Annotated in this window: 12 protein-coding genes and 2 pseudogenes; 5 read left to right on the forward strand and 9 right to left on the reverse strand. The window is 59.9% G+C overall.

The annotated features are described in order from the left end of the window. Positions 1-89: 89 nt before the first annotated feature. The 4 genes from ACVW1C_RS12815 to ACVW1C_RS12830 form a co-directional block, all read right to left on the reverse strand. Positions 90-2,948, reverse strand: a complete 2,859-nt coding sequence (locus ACVW1C_RS12815) for a UPF0182 family protein (RefSeq protein ID WP_456758727.1) — start codon at positions 2,946-2,948, stop codon at positions 90-92. A gap of 489 nt (positions 2,949-3,437) precedes the next feature. Next, positions 3,438-3,527, reverse strand: a complete 90-nt coding sequence (locus ACVW1C_RS12820; protein WP_456758728.1) for a K(+)-transporting ATPase subunit F — start codon at positions 3,525-3,527, stop codon at positions 3,438-3,440. Between the two features lie 192 nt (positions 3,528-3,719). After that, entirely contained in the window at positions 3,720-5,051 is a 1,332-nt protein-coding gene (locus ACVW1C_RS12825) for a DUF2254 domain-containing protein (protein ID WP_456758729.1), read from the reverse strand. 335 nt (positions 5,052-5,386) lie between these two features. Continuing rightward, entirely contained in the window at positions 5,387-5,563 is a 177-nt protein-coding gene (locus ACVW1C_RS12830; RefSeq protein ID WP_456758730.1) for a hypothetical protein, read from the reverse strand. A 768-nt stretch (positions 5,564-6,331) separates the two neighbouring features. Between ACVW1C_RS12830 and ACVW1C_RS12835 the strand changes: the two are divergent. Continuing rightward, positions 6,332-6,839, forward strand: a pseudogene (locus ACVW1C_RS12835) (transposase); the annotation flags it as partial. Positions 6,840-7,847: 1,008 nt separating this feature from the next. Next, positions 7,848-8,726: pseudogene (locus ACVW1C_RS12840) on the forward strand (IS5 family transposase); the annotation flags it as partial. Between the two features lie 99 nt (positions 8,727-8,825). On the opposite strand, the gene ACVW1C_RS12845 reads toward ACVW1C_RS12840, so the two are convergent. The 3 genes from ACVW1C_RS12845 to ACVW1C_RS12855 form a co-directional block, all read right to left on the reverse strand. Further along, positions 8,826-12,152: an AAA family ATPase gene (locus ACVW1C_RS12845; RefSeq protein WP_456758731.1), complete on the reverse strand. Its 3,327-nt coding sequence runs from the start codon at positions 12,150-12,152 to the stop codon at positions 8,826-8,828. A 260-nt stretch (positions 12,153-12,412) separates the two neighbouring features. Beyond that, entirely contained in the window at positions 12,413-12,661 is a 249-nt protein-coding gene (locus ACVW1C_RS12850; protein WP_456758732.1) for a hypothetical protein, read from the reverse strand. 356 nt (positions 12,662-13,017) lie between these two features. Continuing rightward, positions 13,018-13,584, reverse strand: a complete 567-nt coding sequence (locus ACVW1C_RS12855; RefSeq protein ID WP_456758733.1) for a hypothetical protein — start codon at positions 13,582-13,584, stop codon at positions 13,018-13,020. Positions 13,585-13,828: 244 nt separating this feature from the next. On the opposite strand from ACVW1C_RS12855, the gene cysK reads away from it, so the two are divergent. Next, positions 13,829-14,872, forward strand: a complete 1,044-nt coding sequence (cysK, locus tag ACVW1C_RS12860) for a cysteine synthase A (RefSeq protein ID WP_456758734.1) — start codon at positions 13,829-13,831, stop codon at positions 14,870-14,872. Positions 14,873-14,948: 76 nt separating this feature from the next. After that, on the forward strand, positions 14,949-15,104 hold the full coding sequence (locus ACVW1C_RS12865) for a hypothetical protein (protein WP_456758735.1): 156 nt from the start codon (positions 14,949-14,951) through the stop codon (positions 15,102-15,104). Between the two features lie 406 nt (positions 15,105-15,510). Here ACVW1C_RS12865 and ACVW1C_RS12870 read toward each other — a convergent pair whose 3' ends face one another. After that, complete coding sequence (locus ACVW1C_RS12870; RefSeq protein ID WP_456758736.1) at positions 15,511-16,479, reverse strand: reverse transcriptase domain-containing protein; 969 nt, start codon at positions 16,477-16,479, stop codon at positions 15,511-15,513. Between ACVW1C_RS12870 and ACVW1C_RS12875 the strand changes: the two genes are divergently transcribed. Then, positions 16,469-16,594, forward strand: a complete 126-nt coding sequence (locus ACVW1C_RS12875; protein ID WP_456758737.1) for a hypothetical protein — start codon at positions 16,469-16,471, stop codon at positions 16,592-16,594. The two genes, ACVW1C_RS12870 and ACVW1C_RS12875, sit on opposite strands and share 11 nt — an antisense overlap. A gap of 439 nt (positions 16,595-17,033) precedes the next feature. Here ACVW1C_RS12875 and ACVW1C_RS12880 read toward each other — a convergent pair whose 3' ends face one another. Next, a complete protein-coding gene (locus ACVW1C_RS12880) occupies positions 17,034-17,936 on the reverse strand; it encodes a helix-turn-helix domain-containing protein (RefSeq protein ID WP_456758738.1) in 903 nt (300 codons plus the stop codon). Positions 17,937-18,130: the final 194 nt, after the last annotated feature.

The following is an 18,130-nucleotide window of genomic DNA, read 5'->3' on the forward strand; positions in this document are numbered from 1 at the left end:
AATTTGGTTGCAAGCATAATCCGGAAGAGGCACCGATCACAGCGAAAGAGCCGACGCTTGATGCGGCCCCTGGCGTTGCAAAGGCGCGCCTACCGGGCCATCAGAAGCTTTTCGAGCTCCTGCAGCAGCTCTCCATATTTGGCGTAGTTGCCCGATGCATATTGACGCTGCATTTCCTGAAACACGATGCGCGCGCGATCGATTCTGTTGTCCGTTTCCGTGTCAGCGGATGAAGTTTCAAGCCGAACCGACGCCCCGACCAGCAGATCCTCCACTTCCTTGAGGCTTTTGGCCCACTCGATCTTGCGATCGTCGGGCAACAGCTGGGCCAGCACAATGCGCGCGAGCGTCGGAATCTTGGTCTGCTCGGCCTCGATGTAGACCGGTTCGATGGCGATGAGCTGGTTGCCATTGAGCGGCAGCACGATCAGATTGCCCCGGATCACCTCGGAGCCGTGCTGGTCCCAGAGTGTCAGATCTCCGGAGAACCGGCTGTCTGAATTGATCCGCGATTCAACCTGGGCCGGACCGTCGATGAACGTTCCCTTCGGAAAGCGAAACGCAACCATCTTGCCGTAGTTCTCGCCATCGCAAAGCCCAGCGAGCCATCCTGCCATCTGGTTTTTCCCCGCCACGGCCAACGGCAGCATCAGCAGGAACTCCGGCTGTTTTGTATTCGGAAGCTGCGCGATGACATAATAAGGCCTGACCTCAATCTCGCGATCGCGATAGAGCTCGTGCGGCACCTCCCACCGATCCTCGCGGTTGTAGAAGGTCGTTGGATTGGTCATGTGATAGGTGCCGTACATTTCGGCCTGTACGGTGAACAAATCCTCGGGATAGCGAATATGACGCTGGAGATTCTCCGGCATCTCGTTGCGGTCCCGAAACAGGCCGGGCAGCATTTTCCGGTAGGCCCTGATGATGGGATCACGATTGTCGAAGACGTAGAACGTGACTGAGCCATTATAGGCGTCAATTACGGCCTTGACCGAGTTGCGCAGGTAGTTGTGCCCATGAAGCGACGGCAGCGATCCACTATAGGCCTCGCTGTAGGGATAGTTGGCCGAGCTGGTATAGGCATCGATGATATACGAATAGTGGTCGCCGTCGACGACGATATAGGGATCCCGGTCGAAGGTGAGGAACGGCGCGAGGCGTTCGACGCGTTCAACGATGTTCCTCCGCAACAGCACCCGGCTTTCGGGTGTGAAATATTCGGAGATGAAGAGCCGCAATCCATCGGTCTCGTGCGCAACGACCAGCTTGCGCCAGAAGTTGGACAACAGAATTCCGCCCCGTCCTTCATACACGGTCTCGGCATTCGCCTGCCCTTGCGGGAAGTCGAATTCCTTCTCCGATGTGCGGACGTAGATCCGGTCCCGGGTAAGGGCGCCGTAGTAGATCGCCCCCTGCTTCACGGCAAGATCGCCCTTCGCCTTGATGGGAATGTCGTGCGCCCACAGCAGCGGATTCCCCCTGCCGTCCATTTCGTTGGCGGGAACGGCAACCGCTCCGTAGCCATGGGTATACTTGAGGGCGAGATTGACCCAGACCTTGGCCTGATCGGGGAGCCTTTCCACGTTGAGCTCGCGCGCCGTGATCATGACCTGTCGCTCGACGCCGTCGATCATGTAGCGGTCAATATCGACACCGGCGAAAGTGTAGTACGGCCGCAGGCCCTGAATCTGCTGGAGTTGCGGTTCGAGCGCTCGCCAGTCCCAGATGCGGGCGTCTCGCAGCGTTGCCCCGCTCTTGTCCAGATCCTCGCGCGTGAGCGGCGCGGCCGACACGGCGAATTCCCGCTCCTGCATCGACGCGCCATCGAGATTGTAGGCTTCCCGGGTCCCGGCGATGCTCCTGACCAGATAGGGCTGCTCGAGGGTGATCTGGTTCGGCCCAACATAAAGGTGCTCGACGGCCGTCGGAACGATGGCTGCTCCGAGGTAGAGCGCCACAAACAGCGCGCACGGAACGACCCAATGCGATGGCCGCGACAGCAGCCAGATACGAACCGGCGTGACGCAGGCTGCCGCCAGCAAAATAAAGGCGGCGGTTAGCCACCCGACCACGACGGCGTTGTAGGCCGGGATCCAGAAATTGATGTCGGCATACGAGCCCCCGGCAACGACCTTCGAATGTCCACCGATGATGAGATAATACCGATCCAGGAAGCGGGACACACCCGACGCCAAGCAGAGCAGCGCGCCCAACGTCAGGCCCCGGCGTATCCACCGGCCCCAGATCATCTCGCCTGGTGTGCGGGCGGCGTCAACGGCGCCGATGATGCGCAGCGACGGCGTGCTGCGCTGCGCGAGGTAGTCGGCAAACCAATCCTGCGGTCGTCCTGAGCTTGGATACAGCCAGAAGCCGATTGCCGCCCAAAGCACGATCGTGATGACCAGGGCGATCATGACAATGCCGACCAGGTCTTCGTACCAGGGCAGCGCCAGCAGATAGAATGAAATGTCGTTGCCAAAGACCGGGTCAGGAGTGCCGGCAGGGGTCGCCCCGAGGAAGCCCAACAGCGGCACCCAGAGCGTCGTCGTGCTCAAGGCAACCAACGCGGCGAGGACGAAAGCCGCAAACCATGGCGCACTCTTTGGCACCACGGACAATGGCCGGCACATGGCTCGCAAATTATAGCCTACGAAGATGCCGACAGACAAAACCACGGTGACGAAGAGCCCCGAGCGAAGTCCAAGCGCCAGCCAGTAACGGTAGCGTTGGCCGAGTTCTTCGAACCAGTAGTCCTGCAGCGATATGGTCAACACCGACTCGAGACAGATGAGACCAAGGACGGCCGCCGCAATGAAGGCCAAGTCGCGATAGAGGCGGTGCACGAACATGGCCGGGGAGCCGCCGGCCTGCCGGCTCAAGAGGGTGCGACCGAGCGGAAGGGCGGCGAGAAGGACGAGAAGAAGGTATCCGAACTGGAACAATCGCATTCCCCTCCAGAAGATCGTCGGAGTTCAGGTGCACGACCGAATCCGCTCGATGGAAGTAGCGCCATCAATATGGGGGGCGCTGGCGCGACTATTGATCCTTCGCAACTCGGGGCCGGCGCCGCCTGTGAAATCGTGGAAGCTGGCACGGGTGAACGCAGGCTGGGATTGCCGCCCCGCTCGTTCCGCATCGCGAAGCGCCCTGCACACGGGAGTCATATCGATTCCGAGACATGGGTCTGCACGGTGGAGCAATGCGAGGGGTCGTGGTGGCCCGCCTGGACTGCTTGGCTCGTCCAGCGATCCGGAAAGCTGACGGCGCCGCCGGTAATGGCGCACCCAAGAACGGGTACCCGGTGCTCGCCGACGCTCCGGGGGGATGACGAAAGCATGTGTAAGGCCACGGACCGATCATGGGTCTGGTCGCTATGAGCGCCCGCCGCGACTTTCCTGGCATGCCTGACGAAACCCGATCTGAGCGCAGGCTCTTGGCTAAAATCGCTCAGGCCGCAGCAGGGCATAGAGCAAGTAACACAGCAGGCCGGCAGCGACGACGGCGGCGAGTGAATAATCGAAGGACATTTTCGTTCTCCTCAGAAGCGTTCCGGGAAGGAAAATGCAACGGATATCACGCACAATGGACGTCTAGTCGCAGCACGTCGCGCATATGTTTTCGAGACGCGGGGAACGACAACGATATAGGAAATTAATAAGAATCGGAGGTCCTGACGTGAACCTTTATGAGATGGGCGGCCGCCGGCCGAAGCCTTTCGGTTAACCTTCCGTCCTTGCTGCGATCGCAATCTCAAGCGTCGCGAGACGATGCTGGAGTCTTGCCAATTCGTCGGTCGGAAGGTGACCAGCGCAGCCGGCCGTTACGCGCCGTGCGCGCTCGAGAAGTCTCGTTCGCATGTCGGCGTGCTGGGTAGTACTTGCGATATCGTCGAAGGCGCGCAGTAACCTCAAGCTGACCGCCACGTCAGCGACCGCATAGTGCCTGATCTGCTCAAACGCCGTATCGAGCAATCCGTCGAAGGTGATCCACGGCACGAATAGCCGCAATACGTGCGGCGGCGCGTAATAGTGCGACGGTGGCGGTAGACGGCTAATCCAGAGGATCATGATCCGACTGAGCTGATCCACGCAGCTAATGGCCGTGCTTGGATCGTTGATCGCGGGCGATATTGCGCGCAGCGCAATGTCGACGATCTGGATGATGCCAAACTCAACGTCCTGCTGCATCGTGCGTGCCGGCCCGATGTCGAAGGCAGCGATCAGATGGAGCGCGCGGCCGGCCGGCACGCGCTCTGGCTTCGACACCCGCATGAGCGGGACGCCGGCCGGCACAAACTGACCGACGCGGCGTTCCAGATGCACACAAATCTGGTAGCCTTTCGCAAGGGCGACAAGGCGATTGATATCGATATAACGGATATAGCCGGACTTCCGACTGAAGATGGGCGTACCGTGCTCCGCCGCAGGCGCCTCGCTGCGATCCGGCAACTCGAACGGACCCCGCGGATAAATCATGAACTCGTCGATGACCAGCTCGGTTTCGTGCGCAATCCGATCCACGATGTGGTTGACACTGATCGAGCGGGAGATGTGGTTGATAAAGTAGATAAGCCATCCAACGCAGACCAGCGCAAGCACCATTGCCCCCGTCACGGTCGCGACCGGCACGAACGGATGCGGCAATGAGCGTGCGGCGGGCAATGCCGCCATGCAGTAGCCGAACGTCCCCAGGAATACGCCGAGCGTCCCCTGTGTGGTGCGGTCCCTGACGAAGCTGATCAGGATGCGCGGCGAGAATTGCGTCGATGCAAGCGTGAGCGTCATCAGCAGGATCGCGAACACAATCGATACGACCGTCATGATCGACGTGGCGATGCTGCTGAGGATCACCTGCGCCACGCCCGGATCATCGTGCGAAGGGAAAAGTGTGCTCGGAATCCAAGCGCCAATCCCGGGGATTGCTTCCTCCAGCGACGAGAGCACTGCGCCCACTGCGCCCAGGATCATGGCGATGGCCAACGGCCGAATGAGGAAGCCGCCGCGAAGCGCGTACATTGCGGAATGGAAGAGCACAGGCAAGCGTTCAAACATTCGGACATCCGGTATCGGCTCGAGGGGCACGCAAGGGTCTCATCCGATCGATCCAAATTCAACCAATGCCGGTCGATTATTCTCAGCTAGTCCAGGGTCCCCGGATGCGCACCAATGGCGGACAGCGTTTCGATGACAACTCGGCAGCGCCCTGGGCTTCACGGCTGGTCTCAATGTCCGGCGATCCCAAGGCATTCCGACGCGCCGGCGACGCAGGGCCGCCTAAAATGACACCGACAGTTTTTCCGGCATGCCAGTTATTGACATCGCGGTGATGCAAAGTCATGGAAACGTTGGATAGCGTTCGTTGCAGCTCTGGAAACCCAAGAAATGGCTCAGAGCCCTTGCCGGACCTTGACGGCGGCGTCGACCGTCCGTCGAACGATGCCCGGGTCGCGGGCGGCGCAACGTTGCCCATTAACCTCAAACAGCAAGGTTAAGAACTGAATGGCGTTGCTGCCCCTCCGTCTACGTCCGATCATCGTGCAGCCGTGCGGATTGGCTTTGTTCATGCGTGCCGCCCGGTCAGGGGCTGCTGTTCTGCGGTAGAGACTGTGGCCCCGCCCAATATGGCGACCCCGATGACAGACACCAGCTGCAAGAAAACGAGGGTGCCCGGCGCAGAAAGCAGCGTCAGTATCATGTTCGTTTGTGAGGTCTGCATGGCCGTCTACGAGGCCAGCCAAGTATCGCGGCCGGCGACTAAGTCCTTCAGATGCGAGCAATGCGACAGCATAGTTTATCGGTGGTCCGGCAACTACGATTACGTGCAATGGAAGCGCTATCCGAACGAACAGGGCGTCAGCGCTCACCCTGCCCCTCAACGCGGCCGCTCATCCACTGGCGCGCGCTGAATGCCACGCAGCACAGGCAGCCGGCAGTAACGACGCAGAACCTCCTCCCATCCGCCCGGTTTAAACGATTGCTTCGTAAAGCCATCGACCGTCCACGACGCACCCAAGATCTTCTCACCGCCAAATTTCACGATCAACGTTGTTCATGCGCGTGGTCGTAGACCCAGCCGGTTTGTTGAAGGTCTTGCGACTGGGCTTGCGGCGCTTTTTTGCCTCGATTCATTTCAATCCATGCGGACATCGCGACCGAGTTAGACCTCGCATCATCGGGGATAATGAGACCTTTCCCCTGCGCCAGCTTCTTAGCGTACAACAATTTTGCGGGACTCACCGGTTTGGGGTCGAGCTTACCGGCTGTTTCGCCGTCCGACTTTTTAGACGCGTGCTCGCTAAGGAATTTGCGGCAGATCGATATCGAGGTCTTATGCCCGGCTGTACAAGAAGGAGGATGGGCAGCCGGCCAAGCTCTGCTACATGGGGGCATGACTGATGGAGAACCGCCATGGTCTGGCGGTCGGCTGCATCGTCAGCCAGGCCACCGGCGCTGCCGAACGAGAGGCGGCGCTGGCATTGCTCGATAGTCGCCATCGCGCAGGCCGGCGGATCACGCTGGGTGCGGACAAGGCCTATGACGTTGCGCAATTCTTGCACGACTTGAGAGAGCGATCGGTGACGCCGCATGTCGCGATTGACGGACACCTCAGCAAGACCGTCGTCCCGCACAAGACCGCGGTCGATGCTCGCACCACCCGCCACGCCGGCTACGAGGTCAGCCAGCGCTGCCGCAAGCGGATTGAGGAGGTGTTCGGTTGGATCAAGAACTTCGCCAGTCTGGAAGCTACGAGGTCGGGACCGGGTGGACGCTGCCTTCACGCTGGCCTTGGCGGCTTACAATCTGGTCCGGCTGCCCAAACTTCTGGCCGCGCCGGCATGAGCGACCGGGGTCGATGGCGCGTCGTGGAGACGTCCGGGCTACGACATGGCCGTGGCAGGCGCCTAACTGTTCGATGAGGTCGGCGGCGAGTTCGCCTTCAACTGCCTCACGGGCTCCATTCATGGTTCCTGCGATGGTGATGCCGTCCAATTCAACTGGCAGGAAACGACGAAATGGAGCCAGCCGGCGGCGAGAGATGGGCCGAACTGCAGGATGAGGGCACGCTCGAAGGCGAAATCTGCCTCACCAACGGCGACGACATCCCGTTCATCGCGCGCCGTTAAGAGACTTCTCCAACAGCCTGCTAGGTCTCGTTTTATTCATGGCTCAGCGCCCCAAGGCGAGGTCGCCGATCCCCGATTTCATGGCCAGGTCAGATTTCTCCTGACGGCTCCTCACCTTCAGCCCGACTGTGAATCAGCCGGCACGCACCCCACATCTTAGTAAATCGCCGTCCCCGGGAGACGAATATGTTGAGGAACGAACCCGCGAACGCTGTTCCGGCGCTCAGTCCGACACCGTCGTTCGAGCCGACACGCAAGAGAAATCAAGCTCAGCCCGCGCACCACGAGAACAACGATCTGATCCGACGTCTCCCACACTCATCTCGCTGCCGGCTGGTTGAGCTCTGCGAGGAGGTGCGACTGAGACCGAGACAGATGTTGCAGGAGCGCAATCTGCCATTGAAGCATGCCTACTTTCTCGAACATGGCGCGGCCTCGCTGAGCGCCAGAGCCGGAGACTGCCTGCCCGTCGAGATACAGGATTTCATCGGCATTCCTCTGATCCTCGGCATGCGCGTTTCGCCTCACCGGTGCATAGTTCAGGTTCCCGGTAGAGCCTTGCGCGCATCGAAGCTGACGCGCTAATCGAGCTGGTAAGGGAGGACGCCGCATCCAGAAACTGTTGCTGCGGTACGTGCAGGCCACCCTGATCCAAAGCTCGCAGCTGGCTGCACGGAGGGGGCTTGATGATTCACTTTATCATCTCGATTCGGTGGAGATGATGATGCGCGGCAGGTTTACGGATCAGGGCGGCCTGTTTTCGTACATTGCGCCGGATAAGCGTGTGCCAGCGAACCATCCGCTGCGGCAGGTTCGGGAACTTGTCCGGGACGTTTTGAGTGATTTGAACCGCAGCCTTGGGAGGCTCTACGCCAGCGAGGGACGCCCTTCGATCCCTCCAGAGCAATTGTTGAGCGCCTTGCTGCTGCAGGTGTTCTACGGCATCCGCTCGGAACGCCAGTTGATGGAGCAACTGGACTACAATCTTTTGTACCGCTGGTTCGTGGGACTGTCGCCGGACGATCCGGTGTGGGACCCGACCACCTTCACCAAGAACCGGGAGCGGCTGCAGAACGGCGATGTGTTCACGAAGTTCATGACCAGGCTTCTGAACCATCCGCAGGTCAAACCGCTGCTGTCGGACGAGCACTTCTCGGTGGATGGAACGCTGATCGAAGCCTGGGCTTCACAGAAGAGCTTTCGCCCCAAGGACGGCAGCGGCGACGATGAGGACGGCGCCAACTTCCACGGCCAGAAGCGCAAGAACGACACCCATGCGAGCACCAGCGATCCGGACAGCAGGCTTTATCGCAAGGCGGCCGGACGGGAGGCCAGGCTTTGCTATATGGGCCACGTCACCATGGAGAATCGGCATGGGCTGGCGGTGGCCGGCAGGGTCACACATGCCGATGGCACCGCCGAACGCCGGGCTTCGGAGACCATGCTGAGGGCGAGACGCAAAGCCGCAGGCCGCCGTATCACCGCCGGTGAGGACAAGGCGTACGATACCGCCGATCATGTCGCCAATCTTCGCGCCATCGGCGTGACGCCGCATGTGACGCAGAACCAGGCCGTCACCAAAACCGGCAAGACCCGCAACAGCGATCTGATCAGTCAGTGGCGTGGCAAATGCGCTGGACCGGCGATGCGCCGATGCGAGGGAACAAATGTCAGTCAGCGCGGAGCGGATGAATAAATTGCATCACCTCAACCGATCGAGGAGCGCCTTTGCGTCTTTCGGGTCCGAAGTACATAGCCCCTCGGTGAAACAATAGTAAATTGGCGCGAGGATATCGCGGGCCTTGTGTTCATTGTGTTCGGCCGTTACCCGGGCCAATGCTGTGGCGGAGCGGAGCTCAAACAGCCGAGCCCCCTGTTGGCGCGCGACGTCTACGGCTTTGGCCAGGCATTCTTCTACCATTTCGGTAGGCGCGCCCTCGCACTGAAGCAACAAAGCGTCCAGCCGGCGCATTTCCGCCGCGAGATAGTTTTCGCCAAAACTCGTGCAATGCGCTTGCGCGGCGGACAAATAGGACCGCGCCGCCACGGCGTGACCTTGCAGGAGATAACTTTCCGCCAGGCAGATCTCCGCGTGGGTGGTGTGCAGGACGGCTCCGGTTTCGTACCATCGCCTCACACCCTGTCGCAGGAGATTCAGGCCGGCCTCAAAATCGCCGAGCTGATGAATTGCCCAGCCTTTGCATCGCTCCCCGAGAGCCAGCCATTGTGGCATGCGGTGCTCGCGCGCCGTCTCTATGGCTTCGGATGCGAAGCGAGCCGTTGCCGCAGGCTCGCGCTGCGACTGAGAAACATGCGCGGCAACGCCGAGCGCCCAGGCAAGGCTGTGTGGGTTATTTTGCTGGCGCGCATGCGCTATGGCCGCCTCAATCAGCCTCATCCCGGATTCGGGGAAACCCATCAAGATCTTTACCTGCCCGCCATAGGCGCGGCAAACCATGCTTGGATGCTCGCCATAAATCGCGAATTCGCCCTCCGAAATTGTGTCGGCGATGGTCGCTCCCCGAGCAAGGGTTTCGGCGGCCACTCGGAATTCGCCAGCAATAAGTAGCGAGTACCCCGATGCCCGATGCGCCAAGGCGAGTTTTGCTGGATTCCCGTCCTCTTCCGCCAAACCGACCAAGTCTCTCGCCAAAGCCGCCGTCCGCGGAACCGGCTGGCGCATCAGACTGGAATTCCATGCGACCCGTTGCGCGGCGAAGCGACTTTGCGATCCGTAGAGCTTGTCCGAAAGGCCCTTCGCCCGAACAGCACACTCCTCGACACGTGACGACCCAAAGCCGTAGACTGCGATCAGGGATACTGCGAGAGCAAGCATCAGACCCAGCTCACGCTCATCGCGCTGATGGCTCGGCGGCAGCTTTCCTACTAAATCGAGCGCGCATCCGAAATGACCGACCGCTTCGTGATGAGCAGATCGGTCTGCGCTGCGCGCGCCGGCGCGTCCCCAAAAATCGATTGCGAGATCGGACAGGCCTGCCTGCGAGTAATGATGAGCAAGAGTCTCTGGCTGAGCGCCGATCGTCTCCTGGAATTCTTGTTCGAGCACCTTGGCGATACGTGCATGCAACTCCTGGCGTTGACTGCGTAGGAGAGTGCCGTAAGCCGTGTCCTGCACCAGGGCATGCTTGAACAGATAGGTCGCATGCGGCGGCGCGCCCTGCCGGAACAGCAAGCCAGCCGCAATGAGACGGTCCAACGCCGATCCCAGCTCCGCTTCCCGCTGGCGCACCACCGAAGCCAGCAGGGCGTAGGAGAACTGGCGCCCGATCGCCGCCCCGACCTGCGCCACCTCCTTGGCCGGGCCAAGCCGGTCGAGCCGCGCCATTAGCGACGCGTGCAGGCTCGCGGGGACCGCCGGCGCTGGGGGCGGAACCGCGCTGGCCGTCCGCCGCGCTTCGCCCTCGCCGTCCGCCTCCATCACGGCCTTTGTCATTTCCTCCACAAAAAGGGGAATGCCGTCGGTGCGCTCGATGATATCCTGCCGGATACTTGCCGGCAGACCCTTGTTGCCGACCAGATGCTCGATTATGGCGTCGATGTCGCTCTGGCCCAGCCGATTGATAGTGAGGGCGGTCACGTAAGACCGGCCGATCCAAGGTGGATTGAATTCTGGCCGAAACGTCACGCTCAGCAACACGCGCAAGGTCGGAGTCTGGTCCACCACCCGACCAAGCACTTCCAGACTCGTCGGGTCGATCCAGTGCACATCCTCGAAGATCATTAGCACCGGATTCGCTCGCGTTAGCGTCTCTAATTGCGCGGTGAGCGCTTCCAGCGTTCGTTGCCGGCGTTGCTGCGGTGTCAGCTCGATGGCCGGATAGCGGTCATCGTGCGCGAGCGACAGCATCTCGGCAAAGAGTGCCGCATCTTGAGGTGACGTCGAAGTCTGCGCGAGGAGTGCGTCGAGTTTGTCGAGCTTCTCTTGCAGGGAGTCGTCGTGCGCGAATCCAGCGGCCCGTTCCATCTGGTGGATGATGGGATAGAGCGCGCTGTCGGTATGTTGTGGAGAACAGAAATAGCGCAGACGAGTGTGCGCCTCACCAGCAAGGCGTTCCAAAAGCGCGGCCGTGAGCCGCGATTTGCCAATGCCGGCCTCGCCAGAAAGCAACACGACCTGGCCTTCGCCGGCTTTTGTCTTCGACCAGCGCCGTAGTAGCAGTTCGAGTTCTTCTTCCCGCCCGATAAGTTCCGTCAGCCCGGTCGCGTGAAAAGCCTCGAAGCGGCTTTCGACTGAAGCCGGTCGCAGCGCCGCCCAGGCATTGACAGGCACCGCGATGCCCTTCAGATCCTTTACTCCGAGGTCCTCAAGCTCGAACAAATTGCCGAGCAGCTTACGAGTATTTTCGGCGATAACGACCGTGTTCGGTTCTGCAATGCCCTGCAAGCGTGCCGCGTGGTTCGGCGTCTCGCCAACGACTGCCTGCTCCTGAGCAGAGCCCGACCCAATCAGGTCGCCGACCACCACTAGCCCGGTGGCAATGCCGACCCGCGTCTGCAGTACCGTCCGGGTCTTTTGATTACTTACGGCACTCACCAACTCCAGCCCTGCGCGTACCGCTCGCTCTGCGTCATCTTCGTGAGCCTGCGGGTAGCCGAAGTAGACCAGCACGCCGTCGCCCATATACTTCGCCACGAACCCGCCGAAGCGGCTCACAGTTTCAGCGACGCATCTCTGGTAGGCCGAAATGACCTCGCGCAGGTCCTCCGGGTCCATGCGGACAGAGAGCGCCGTCGAACCCACAAGGTCCGCGAACATGACTGTGACTTGGCGGCGCTCCGCGGTATCGTTCGGTTGAAGGGTTGCCGCAGCAGGCCTCGGTGCTTCGCCGCTCTCCAGTTCGGCTATCGCACGCAGCATCTTGCGGCGATGGCCGAGCAAGACGCCGAGGTCTTTAAGATCCTGATCCGTCAGATCGGGGAGCACGCCGAGGTCGACCCCGTTCTCGGCAAAGCGTTGGGCGTACTCCGACATGCCGAGTTTTTTAAGCCAGTCCTGAACTTGCTGCATGGCGGTCTCCCGCGGATTGTGTTGACCCGATCGAGCTTTAGGACCGGGGCTACAGCGGGCGTGTCAATCTCGCAAATACGCGGCCAGTTTACCGCCCGGGATGCCCGGCATTCAATCCCAATGGCGCCATCAGGGGCCGAAATGGCGAATTGGCTCAGGCTGAGGAGAACTTAGCGCAACACGTGTATTCGGCTTGCCCTTGAACCCTAACATTGGAGCACCCCAATCTCCTTACGCTCGTCGATTGCTGCGACCGCTCATTATCCATGATACAAATCGCCCGCCGGCGGTCTTGATCCGGTCGCGGTGCGCGGCGATCCCTTGATCGACGATTCGCGTCGGTGGTTGAACAACTCACGAAGCTCTGGTGGCAGGTCGCATCCGGGCAATTCTTCGACCGCTGAAGCCAACTCGTTTCCAGACACTGCCTTGCCGTGCGTGATTTGATGCCTGATAGCGTCCACCTGGTTAATCCGCAGGCATTGGCGATGAAACGAGGTCTTGCTCATGTCAGACTCCGGTAAAGGACCTACCAGAACAGAAGAGCAGTCTCTTCGCCAACCGGCGGAAGAATGATCGTAGGCACGCCGAGAGGGCCATCAGCCCTCTTGACAAGGAGGCGTGGGCGAAGTTCGACGACTGGATCAAGCTTGCTCATGGCGCTGAGGTGAGGCGCAGATGGGCACGAACTTCCTGTTGCTCGCCCGCGGACCGCGCTCCCACGATGGATAATGCCAAGCTTCCCTTCAAGCTAGGAACCTTTGGATCCATAATGACGACGATCGCTGTCACGAGCGCACAACCGTATTTGGGGACGACAATGCGGGCAAAACGGGTGGAAAGGGCGGTCGGATCCAACCAATCGCTACTTAAGCAACTGCAGGCAGAACTTGCTGCCCTCAATTCGCAAATCGAAGAGCTTGAAAAGACAGGGGCAGCGGCGCAATCGATCGACGACTTGAGAGAGTGTAGCGATCGGCGCTTGTCGACGGATAGACGAGATTCGTTCCGTTGTGGCTGTCGAACGGCCGGACGATACACCCAGAAGGTAACTCCAGAATCTACTCACGTTTTCTCGTTGAAGCATGTTCGGGATGCTCTGTCGAAGGTCATTCAGGTCTTCGGCCAGCGTGCGGGAAGCCGGGAGACTGTTCGGTGCATACGAATAGCGAAGCCAGCGCGGCGAACTAAGACGGTTGTGCTCATGCCCGACATTTGATCCGTTGCCCAGAGACAGGGAAGCCAGTTCAGACCGGCTTGGATACTGCGGCGGTCGTGCTTGAGGACGCTGCCAAGCATCGCGCTTTCGGTCGAATGTCCGCATTGCGTCGACGGCGCGGACGCAGTTGAACAGCATGCCGTCGCCAGTGGTTTTGACAATCCGGCCACGGCGCGAGACAATCGAAGTATCGACCAGCGTTTTGCGAAGCACCTTTAGTTCAGCTAGGTGCGCTCTTCATCGCGGCGCATTAGTCGACTATAGCCGGCGATATCTGCCGCGCAAGCTTGTCAAACCACGGGTCGCTACAATTCCGCCCCACGCATTGTCAGAAATTGTGGGTGCGGATGCAAGGCGTGCCCAATTGCCGGATGGTTCTATTCGGGTATGCTCTGCCTGTTAGCCGGCGACACTCTGAGATTTTCTTTTCCTAAATGAATAGGACACCGGAGGTATCATGGGTCATAGATATCAAAGTATTCTTGAGACGGTCGGCCATACTCCCGTCGTGCGGATCAACCGCCTCGCTCCCGCAGGAGTAAATTTGTTCGTGAAGATCGAGGCTTTCAATCCAATCGGCTCGGTCAAGGATCGGCTGGCTCTCGGCGTTATCGAAGCCGCCGAGAAGTCCGGAGAATTGAAACCTGGTCAAACCGTCATTGAGGCGACAAGCGGCAACACGGGAATCGGGCTTGCGATGGTTTGTGCCGCCAAGGGATATCCGCTGGTGGTCACAATGGCCGAGCCCTTCAGCGTCGAACGGCGCAAATTGATGCGATTCTTGGGCGCCAAGGTCATTGTGACGCCTGCGGCGGATCGGGCGGTTGGAATGATCAACAAAACGATCGAACTGGCCAGAACGCACGGCTGGTTCATGACGCGGCAATTCGAGAATGAGGCCAATCCCGACTTTCACTCGAAAACCACCGCAATCGAGATTCTGGATGATTTCGCAGGAGAACGCCTGGACTACTGGGTCACAGGCTATGGAACCGGTGGCACCCTGAAGGGTGTTGCGCGGGTGCTCGCCAAGGAGCGCCCCGAAACCAGGATTGTCGTCTGCGAGCCCGCAGACGCGCAGTTGTTGGGCAGCGGCATCGAGCAGAAGCGCAATCCGGATGGTTCGCCGGCGGCGCCGCATCCGGGTTTCAAGCCGCATCCGATGCAGGGCTGGACGCCTGATTTCATTCCGAAGCTGACCGGTGACGCCGTTATGATGGAGGTCATTGACCAGATCCTGCCGATCACCGGCCCAGAGGCTATTCGATGCAGCAAGGAACTTGCGACCAAGGAAGGCATCTTTGTCGGCATCACCTCGGGCGCAACATTGGCAGGTGCGCTCCAGGTCGCAGCACAGGCGGAGAAGGGCGCAAATATTCTTTGCATGCTGCCCGACACTGGAGAGCGCTATCTTAGCACGCCCCTCTTCGCCGATGTCTCAGCCGACATGAACGAGGAGGAGCTCAGGATATCGCGCTCCACGCCGACTGCTCAGTTCTAGCCATAGTGGTGATCAGCTCAACTCGCCGCATGTCGAAGATGGTCATAAGCAACGCTCCAGCCTGTGAGAGACTGTGATGGCCGACTGGTTTGGCGTGTTGCCACACATCGTGGAGGCGATCCTAAACCACATCAGCGGCCATCGGGCGGGTGTTGCTGGTGTATATATCCGCTCGGTATCGGTATGCGGCCGAGATGCGCAAGGCACTTCAACGCTGGGCGCGGCACGTTGAGGCCCTGCCAGTCCAAAAGCTGGGAAAGATTGCAGCATGATCGTGCGCTTTGCCCCTTTCTTCTGCTGGGGTCCTCGCGGAGTTGTCGGGGTTCCCTCCTAGTTAAAGGAGCTTAGCCTGCAAGTGACGTGGGCTCGAGCCGGGAGACCGCCAGCCCGAAACGTATGGTCGCAGGGCTACAATGCTAATCCTACAATTTCCGAACTCCTGTTTTCCTACCGGAGGGCGTCTTAACTCTCGCGGCGTACGCGGTTGGCAATGCGTCAAAAGCCAGCGCTCGTACGGAATCCATCGCCGGCTTTCGTCCCGGAATAGGGTCGAGTAGAGGCGTCGATCGCTCGACGCCCCCCTCACAGATCCGGACGTGCAGCTTTCCCGCATCCGGCTCCTCTGACGAGCAACTTGATCAGGCCATTTGGTGACGCCAGTCGCGTACATGCCCGATCGGTATCAGGAAGACCTTCAGGATCGCGTTGAACCGCTCCCACGACAGCTTCGGCCGTTGGCTTCGCCGTAGCAGGACCCGCCGCCACGCCTTCATGACCTGAAGACGGAAGCGACCGAGGCAGGTGCTATTGCCAGGGATGCCGAAGTAGGCGTAGTGCCCGCGCAGCACCGCAGCCAGCCACCTGTGCTGGTCGCGGAGCCGTTGGTGCATCCGTCGCCTCATCTCCTGGCGCAGCTCCTTCAGCTTGCGGATCATCCGCTTCCTTTGGGTCTTCTGGCAGAGGAGAAAGCGTCCGTCTCTGGTCTTGCCGCAGTAATGCGTGAAGCCCAGGAAGTCGAACACCTCCGGCCGTGCCCTGCCCTTGCGCCGACGGTTTTCTTCAGCAAACCGTCCGAACTCGATCAGCCGCGTCTTGTCCTCATGGAGATGAAGACCCAACTTGGCCAGTCGCTCCGCCAAGGCCGCCGTCATCGTCTCCGCATCCTGCCGTCGCTGGAATAGGAGCAAGTAGTCGTCGGCATATCGGACCAGCCGTACCTGACCGGTCGCATGCCACCGCTTCCACTGTTCCACCCAGAGATCGAGCACATAATGTAGGAAGATGTTGGCGAGCAGCGGGCTGATGCCCGCGCCTTGGGGCGTTCCTTCCACCGTATCGGCGTACACGCCACCCTCCAGGATGCCGGCGCGGAGCCATTGGCCGATCAGCCGCAGGACTCTCGGGTCGGCAATCCTGTGCGCCAGCATCCGCAGCAGCCAGTCGTGGTCAACGCTGTCGAAGTATCTGCGGATGTCGGCATCGAGTACCCAGTTCACCGGCTCCGTCGTGATGGCTTCGCGCACCACCCGCAGCGCCTGATGAGCACTGAGCCTGGGTCGGAAGCCAAAGGAGCAATCGAGGAAGTCGGCTTCATAGATGGCGCTCAAGACCTCCGCCACCGCGCCCGGCTATCCGTACAAGCGCGGCCATCTCATCGCGTTGGGGCCGACGAAGATTTCGGCGAGCGATCCGCCGTCAACGTGGTGGCCGGGTGAACGGTGAAGATCACCAAAATACCGCTCGGGCTGTTGCAGCCATGCAACCTTCTCTCTGCTGCGAAACGATAGTGTTTTGGGTTCGGATCGGAGGTGGCACATGTTTGACGTGTACCTAAACCATAAACGTGATCTGCTCGTTGTGAGGCGGGGATCGTCGATACCTCTCGGTTTCACGTCAGGGAGATGGCAAAAGAGAAAGAGGAGGGTCCCCAGCGTCAGTGACGAGATTAAGTCTACCGTTCAGAGGCAGGGCTACTACATGCGGAAGCGCAGTGAGTTGAAGACAACCTAGAGTACTGGACCATGCGCTTTGGGACGATCCGGCAGCGTCATTCGCGTCGTCCACGCAAAGCCTTCACCAGCCTTGCCGAGCTATACGAGGTTGGTGAGTTTGACCGGGCTTGTGCCGCCCGGCGGTCCGATATCGTTCAGAGTTTAAAAAGCTACTCAGTGCGCCGCCGCCGGCGCCACTGTGCGGGACTGACGCCCTCCGACCTGAGGAAATGCCGCCCGAGATGACTTTGGTCGACGAACCCGCTCATGATAGCGATCTCCGCCAAGCTTTCCATGGTCTGGGCCATCAACGATTTTGCCCGCTCGATCCGCCTTCTGGTGATCCATTGGTGAGGCGTCATGCCGAGTGTGGTGCGAAAGGCTCGCGCAAAATAGCTCGACGAGATGCCACACTCCCGACTGAGCTCGGCAATCGATGGATCGTCGGTTAGATTGGCCTCGATAAAGTCACAGGCGCGACGGGCCTGCCACGGTGTCAATCCACCGATCGCGCGGGCGTCTCTTTGAACATTTCCATAAGTGTAGATGACATGGTCGTGCACCGCTAAGGCAATGTACTCCATAAATGCTGTGGTGACCTGCACCTCGTTGAGGATAGCTGGCCATACTGTGAGAGCGAGGCGATAAAGCACGACGTCGTCCTGTCCGATCCGGTCAGCCCGAAGACCGCCGACTCGAGGTAGATTTTTTTCATAAGCCATCCAGTCGATCGTGGTTTGCGGCAGATGAATACGTATGCTGTCATACGCCGTGTCGAGGCTGACTTCGTTTCTCGACGTCAAGTCGAACAGATAAGCCTTGCCCGGATCTTGGACGACGGATTGTCGCCTGCCATCGACAGACACGATCGGATACCGTGCCGGTGCTAATGGGATATTGAAGACGAACGCCTCCTCGCGAGGAGATGGCAAAGACAGGCCAGGCTGAGGTTCTAAGCTCTTGAAGTGCGAAAACGCAATTTCCGACGCGCCCGCAATGCGAGCGGTGATCGTTGGAGGCGGCGGGATCTTGTATCCCTTGCTAATGGCGAAGGACACTCGATCGGCGAGCACGCGAACCTCCTATCCGGTCTAGATCTTCTTGGAATTTCCTCAATCCGCTCCCCGTGCCTTGCCACGCAAGGGAATCCCCGACATCCATTAAAATGCAAGACGATGACGGCTGGATGGTACCAACTCGGACGCCTTCCTACCAGACTTCATAACATCACATCCCTACGATTTGACGAACGCAAGCGTCTGCAGCG

Source organism: Bradyrhizobium sp. USDA 4011, assembly GCF_054063415.1.

What these genes read in the sequence shown, in the direction of transcription:
- ACVW1C_RS12815 (WP_456758727.1), bottom strand. Translation starts at nt 2,948, where the DNA reads ATGCGATTGTTCCAGTTCGGATACCTTCTTCTCGTCCTTCTCGCCGCC.
- ACVW1C_RS12820 (WP_456758728.1), bottom strand. Translation starts at nt 3,527, where the DNA reads ATGTCCTTCGATTATTCACTCGCCGCCGTCGTCGCTGCCGGCCTGCTG.
- ACVW1C_RS12825 (WP_456758729.1), bottom strand. Translation starts at nt 5,051, where the DNA reads ATGTTTGAACGCTTGCCTGTGCTCTTCCATTCCGCAATGTACGCGCTT.
- ACVW1C_RS12830 (WP_456758730.1), bottom strand. Translation starts at nt 5,563, where the DNA reads ATGAACAAAGCCAATCCGCACGGCTGCACGATGATCGGACGTAGACGG.
- ACVW1C_RS12845 (WP_456758731.1), bottom strand. Translation starts at nt 12,152, where the DNA reads ATGCAGCAAGTTCAGGACTGGCTTAAAAAACTCGGCATGTCGGAGTAC.
- ACVW1C_RS12850 (WP_456758732.1), bottom strand. Translation starts at nt 12,661, where the DNA reads ATGAGCAAGACCTCGTTTCATCGCCAATGCCTGCGGATTAACCAGGTG.
- cysK (WP_456758734.1), top strand. Translation starts at nt 13,829, where the DNA reads ATGGGTCATAGATATCAAAGTATTCTTGAGACGGTCGGCCATACTCCC.
- ACVW1C_RS12865 (WP_456758735.1), top strand. Translation starts at nt 14,949, where the DNA reads ATGGCCGACTGGTTTGGCGTGTTGCCACACATCGTGGAGGCGATCCTA.
- ACVW1C_RS12875 (WP_456758737.1), top strand. Translation starts at nt 16,469, where the DNA reads ATGGCGCTCAAGACCTCCGCCACCGCGCCCGGCTATCCGTACAAGCGC.